Annotated in this window: 7 protein-coding genes; 1 reads left to right on the top strand and 6 read right to left on the bottom strand. The window is 46.5% G+C overall.

The window, feature by feature from the left end; all coding sequences use genetic code 11:
• Positions 1-692: 692 nt before the first annotated feature.
• The 6 genes from Q5866_RS20770 to Q5866_RS20745 all read right to left on the bottom strand — a co-directional run bounded on the left by Q5866_RS20770 (position 693) and on the right by Q5866_RS20745 (position 3,880).
• On the bottom strand, positions 693-1,331 hold the full coding sequence (locus tag Q5866_RS20770) for a hypothetical protein (RefSeq protein WP_303182290.1): 639 nt from the start codon (positions 1,329-1,331) through the stop codon (positions 693-695).
• Between the two features lie 70 nt (positions 1,332-1,401).
• Positions 1,402-1,995 (bottom strand): N-acetylmuramoyl-L-alanine amidase, encoded by a 594-nt coding sequence (locus tag Q5866_RS20765; protein WP_255469361.1) that lies wholly within the window; start codon positions 1,993-1,995, stop codon positions 1,402-1,404.
• 24 nt (positions 1,996-2,019) lie between these two features.
• Positions 2,020-2,400 (bottom strand): 3TM-type holin, encoded by a 381-nt coding sequence (locus tag Q5866_RS20760; RefSeq protein WP_292268056.1) that lies wholly within the window; start codon positions 2,398-2,400, stop codon positions 2,020-2,022.
• Positions 2,397-3,026 (bottom strand): DUF6266 family protein, encoded by a 630-nt coding sequence (locus Q5866_RS20755; protein ID WP_303182287.1) that lies wholly within the window; start codon positions 3,024-3,026, stop codon positions 2,397-2,399. Before Q5866_RS20755 ends, Q5866_RS20760 begins: the two co-directional genes overlap by 4 nt.
• On the bottom strand, positions 3,023-3,286 hold the full coding sequence (locus Q5866_RS20750; protein WP_292268053.1) for a hypothetical protein: 264 nt from the start codon (positions 3,284-3,286) through the stop codon (positions 3,023-3,025). The genes Q5866_RS20755 and Q5866_RS20750 overlap by 4 nt, the downstream gene beginning before the upstream one ends.
• 177 nt (positions 3,287-3,463) lie before the next feature.
• Positions 3,464-3,880, bottom strand: coding sequence for a LytTR family DNA-binding domain-containing protein (locus Q5866_RS20745; protein WP_292268052.1), 417 nt, complete (start codon positions 3,878-3,880; stop codon positions 3,464-3,466).
• 446 nt (positions 3,881-4,326) lie between these two features.
• On the opposite strand from Q5866_RS20745, the gene Q5866_RS20740 reads away from it, so the two are divergent.
• Positions 4,327-4,455 carry a hypothetical protein gene (locus Q5866_RS20740; protein WP_292268051.1) on the top strand — a complete coding sequence of 43 codons (129 nt, stop codon included), beginning with the start codon at positions 4,327-4,329 and terminating at the stop codon, positions 4,453-4,455.
• The last annotated feature ends 367 nt before the right edge of the window (positions 4,456-4,822 follow it).

The raw sequence follows: 4,822 nt of genomic DNA, 5'->3' as shown, positions 1-4,822 counted from the left end.
GTGTTTCATGAATCACGACTCTCGTCGTTCTTCGATTCACGCTCGCTACGTTGTTTTGTTCACGTCAATATTTTAAAGAACTCTTCTCTCTCTCTCGTCTTCACCCTCGCCCTTTTCTCGAGACGAAAGCGGCTGCAAAGATAAAACTTTTTCCCTTCCCTTCCAAATCTTTTTCAAAGTTTTTTCAAACTTTTTTTTTCGCGGGGTGTCGTTACAACTAACTTTTACCCCCCCTCGCTTCATCTCTACAACATCTAAAGAACTTCGCCAACCTCTCTCTTCACTCACCCCCCCTTCCGGTTTAGCGGGTGCAAAGATAACAGCATAAAATCCCCTTTTCCAAATTTTTTACCCTCTTTTTTTAAACTTTTTTACAAGACGCTAGAAAACAAATATTTAAAAACAACACCACACGCCATCCCAAGTCTCAAAGTATTCCCGATACTTGTCTTTTCAGGAAATTTCAATAAAATAGCTTCAGCCAACACGCGAGTAAAATGGATTCTTCACTCCTTTTCATATCGATTTCATTTTTGACAAAAGAATGAAAATATCTTTTCACTATCCATTTTAGACTATCTATTTTAGATAATCTAAAGTAGATAACCTAAAATATTTCATCAATCCCTATTAAAAATAGGGAACCGGCCTACTTGACCGATCCCCCTCTTGGCATAGCAAAACGAAACAAATTAGGATTCCCCTATCGTCAAGACTCTACTATCTGATGCTTGTCGCCCGTTTTTCGACGTGGCGAAGCAATACGCCTTCACGTTTTCGTTGTTCCAGTCCTCCGGTAACGCGTAACTCGTGCTACCACTTTCGCCACGGTCCCGCAAGGTCACCAATCTCGCGCGCCCCAGTACCGTTTCGTAAAGTACCCCGTAAACCCTGTCATCCTGCAATGCGAATCCATCTTCCTCTCCTTGCATCTCTTGCTCGAACGTGTACTTCTGGCTACCCGTGCTGTACGCGACCGTGACCTTGGGAGGGTAAAGTATCCCCGCGGCCAGCTTCAACAGGTCGAGTTCTACCGTTCCCACGTGTTTCTCGTCCACGTTTACCGCCCCCATGTTTCGCGCCACGAAGGCGTTCGAGGTCGTTCCGTTACCGATTCCCACGAATCCTTTCCGGATCACGGGTATAATCTTCCGGGACAAGGATACCAACGCTTTCATTCTCGCCCGTTGGTCAAGAATCTCCGGCGTCGGGTTATCTTTCCTTGAAAACACCTTCGCTTTGGCGATGTTTTTACTTCTCGTGTAACACAACGTGATGTTACCTACTGATTTTCTCGCTTTACCTAACAAATAAGAATTAAATTCTGCCATAATAATTGAAAATTAAAAGTTGAAAATTGAAAATGAAATCACTTGATCACAAAATACATGAATCATAAATCTAAAATGCTTCCCCCAAGGCGAATTCCAGCGCCGGTCCCGGGTCTATTTTCCGGTTCGTGATGTCCGAGTGCCCTACCACGTCCCGGATCGGGTAATTGGATTCCAGTAACTTGCACACCTCGACCAACGTTCTCACCTGTACACTCGTGTAACGATGCCAGTATGTCAATTCCTCTCCCGAGCAATCGGCATGTACATCTTCCGGCTTCACTTTCCGCCCGCACTCCGCCACGAACGTGTTCCCTTCCACGCGAAGTTTTCCAAGGTTATCCAATTCGATACCGATTGAATAATGATTCAACTCGGCACGTCCCGCGTACCAGCTTCTCCCCGCGTGCCACGCCTCTATATTAAACGGCACGAGTTGAACCAGTTCCCCTTCCCGCCCGATCACCAGATGTGCCGAAGCGGCCACGTCCGGTCTGGTCAAGAAAAGAGCCGATGACATCGGGCTCGTTCCCCCGGTATAGTGCAAAACAATCATATCCGGACCAACCAACTTGCGCGTGTTTTTAGCGCATTGCAAGTGAACCACACCGTTCCCCGTCAACCGATGGTTGACGATTGAAATTTGAGAATTAAAAATCATCATGTTTATACATTTAAAAATCTAAAATTAACATCGTTTTCGCGTGACAGCCTCTATGATTTTCTCCCCGCTTCTACCCACCACGTACCCGCCCAGCCCGATTTCCAGCAAATCCCAGAAACGGGAGGTTTCCGCCAGAATTGGCAAGCTGGTGAACGTCCCGACAAGAATAATCACGGCAAATATCAACATCACGAGCGGGCGCCACGAGCGTTGCAGCCAGTTTCCCCGGGCTTCCTCCCCGACCACGGCAGCACTCGACTCCAAACGCTGTCGCTCGCATTCGGCGATCACCCGCAGGATATCTGTTTCCAGCTTCTTTTTCTCCCGGGCGGGAAGCATCAAGCGGTCGATCACCTCCCCGACCGAGTTGACGATCCCCGCCACGGGTTTTCTTCCCTCGCTCATACCACCACGTGTTGAGAGTTAGAGAAAGCTGAAAACGACGGTGACACGAAAAAACAATACACGTGCACCGGCACATCTTTCACCCGGTATAGCGGGAACACGGCCATTCCCTCTCCTCGCGTGACTTGCACTTCCTCTACCACTTCCGGCGAGAACGCGCGATCGCCTCGCAACAAAACAACCATCAAGCGATCATTCTGATCCAAGTATGCACTATCGTCGGCACCCGCCCAGCGAAGGGTTACCCGGTTCCCGTCGTCCACGGAAGCCGACAAGTCGTACACCCCGTCCCGGTTTCCCGTTGCAAGGCGCAAACCGTCATAATCGACAATTTTACCCCGGTGATCGAACATTTTCAGGTTCTCCCTCATGAACAGGGCGAACCCAGTGAGTTTAGCGTTCTTGCCGGAACGACGCCAAACCTCTTCCAGGGGTGTTTCTTTCAAACGCTGGTAAAAACGAACCGCCACCCGGAAGCGATCACGAACCGCCTGTTGTTTCTCCGTGTTCGGGTTGCTCACCGATGCCGGTACCGCTCGGGCGTAATACTTGCCGTTCCGTCCGCAAAAAATCGTGTTACCGATTCGCCCTTTAATCTTGAAAATACTGCTTATTTCTGCCATCATCCTGCATTTTTAAGTGAATAAATTGTTTTTACTTGATTCCCGCCACGTGCAAAAAGCGGACGGGAAGAGATAAAGCCCGGCCAAGGATACACGATCACGATAACGACCGTGCCACGCTTATCCGGCAAGATGGTGTACAATACCCGTGTTGGAGTTGTGCCGGAGTTGTAGCTTGTTCTCGCCCTTTCCCCGCCTCCTCTTCGCCTTGTTCTCCCCGGGCCCCTCTCTTGTTCTTTAGTCCTGTCAAATAATAATTCCATATCGTTTAATTTTTGATTACACGACAAAAATAGTATGCCCACACACCACGCGCAACTAATTTATCCCATACGCCCGATCCACTGATCCCCCGTCCCGTTCAACTGACCGAACAGCCAAACCGGAACAGCCATTCCACGAAACGGTTTATAAATAATTTTATTCGAGCGTGTTCCTCTCTACTTGTGCAAGCCCTTCACGCTTCCTAAAAAATGGAAACGGGCGAGAAAGCCCTCCCGGTAGGGTTGTCCTAACGGGATTTCCTGTTTGCCGACATAAATCGTGTTCCCCCGTACACGTTCCACGTGCTCCAAGTTTACCATGTAACCGCGATGCACTCGCGTGAACAGTCCCGCCGGAAGACCTTTTTCGAGGGTTAACAGCGGGTGCCCGACAAGAATTTTCGGGCGATCCTTCAAGTGCATGCAACAATAATTACGACTGGCTTCCAACCAAAGGATTTCCGCGTGAAAAACCCGGTCATAAGAATCTTTATTCCAAACGAAGAGCCGGTCTTTTTTGAAATCTACTATCTCCGCGACAGCATTCTCTGTCGCAGACGTGTTTCCCGTCCCCGGGATGTATCTGTTTTCCATGATTATCAAGTGTTAGGTTTCATGAAATGACCATCCCGATAGATTTTATATATATCCACGAAAAAGCCGGGGTATACACTCCCTTCACGCGCAAAAGAGGTACCCCGGCTGAATAAAAACGAGTAATCTTGATATTACTTTTTCTTTAACAACTCGTTAATTTTTATATGTATATCTGTGATGTCTACAAGTCTTTCCCGCATTTTCATTTAAAGTATTAATAAGCATTATGATACAATCGCCTCAAGACTGAGAATCGCTACTTCCCATTGTGGAATCCATACCAATTATTACCTGCAAGGGTTAAACGAGAAAGAAAAGTTGTAGCGAAGATAACTTCCAGAGGATATAACCTAACCAAGAACATATACCATCATGGCTTGAAACTGCACATAGTAGACCCGCGCAAGTAAAGCACCATACCTTTTCCCAAATTACTGGTAATAATGCCTACTTTAGAAAACGACCTGACCATATTCAAAAACGAGTATGCCCTCTACCTGAAAGGGAAGCCCCTTCTGAGAGATAAGATTTACAGCGATGTCTCTTTCTTCCATGATGCTTACTCCACATAAGAAAATTAAAGTTGAACCGAAAGTTATCTGACAAAGAGAAAAAAAACGGCAAGAGGCTTATTTTCAATGGCTGTTTCTAAACTTAGGCAACCTATTAAATCATTTTTCAATTGGCTGAATGAAAAAACAGAAATTCAAAGAGCGTCTAAAGTCAGACTTACCAAAGGGCTGTTAGTATATACCTTTGGTAAGTCGGCTGTTGCTATGCTAATCTATGTCAATTCTAACTACTAATTCTAATTAATTTATATTTAGCATCAATCGTTTGAACGAACTCACCGGAATAGTCAACTTCACGTTCATTTGCAAGTTATAAGGCGGTTGATTGGAAAAGTATATCGCACGGATACTCGATACCATCGACACC

This window comes from uncultured Butyricimonas sp., assembly GCF_959596855.1.
Lineage (GTDB): Bacteria > Bacteroidota > Bacteroidia > Bacteroidales > Marinifilaceae > Butyricimonas > Butyricimonas muris.
Note: the sequence above shows the minus strand (reverse complement) of the source record. Positions and strands in the feature narration are given on the sequence as shown.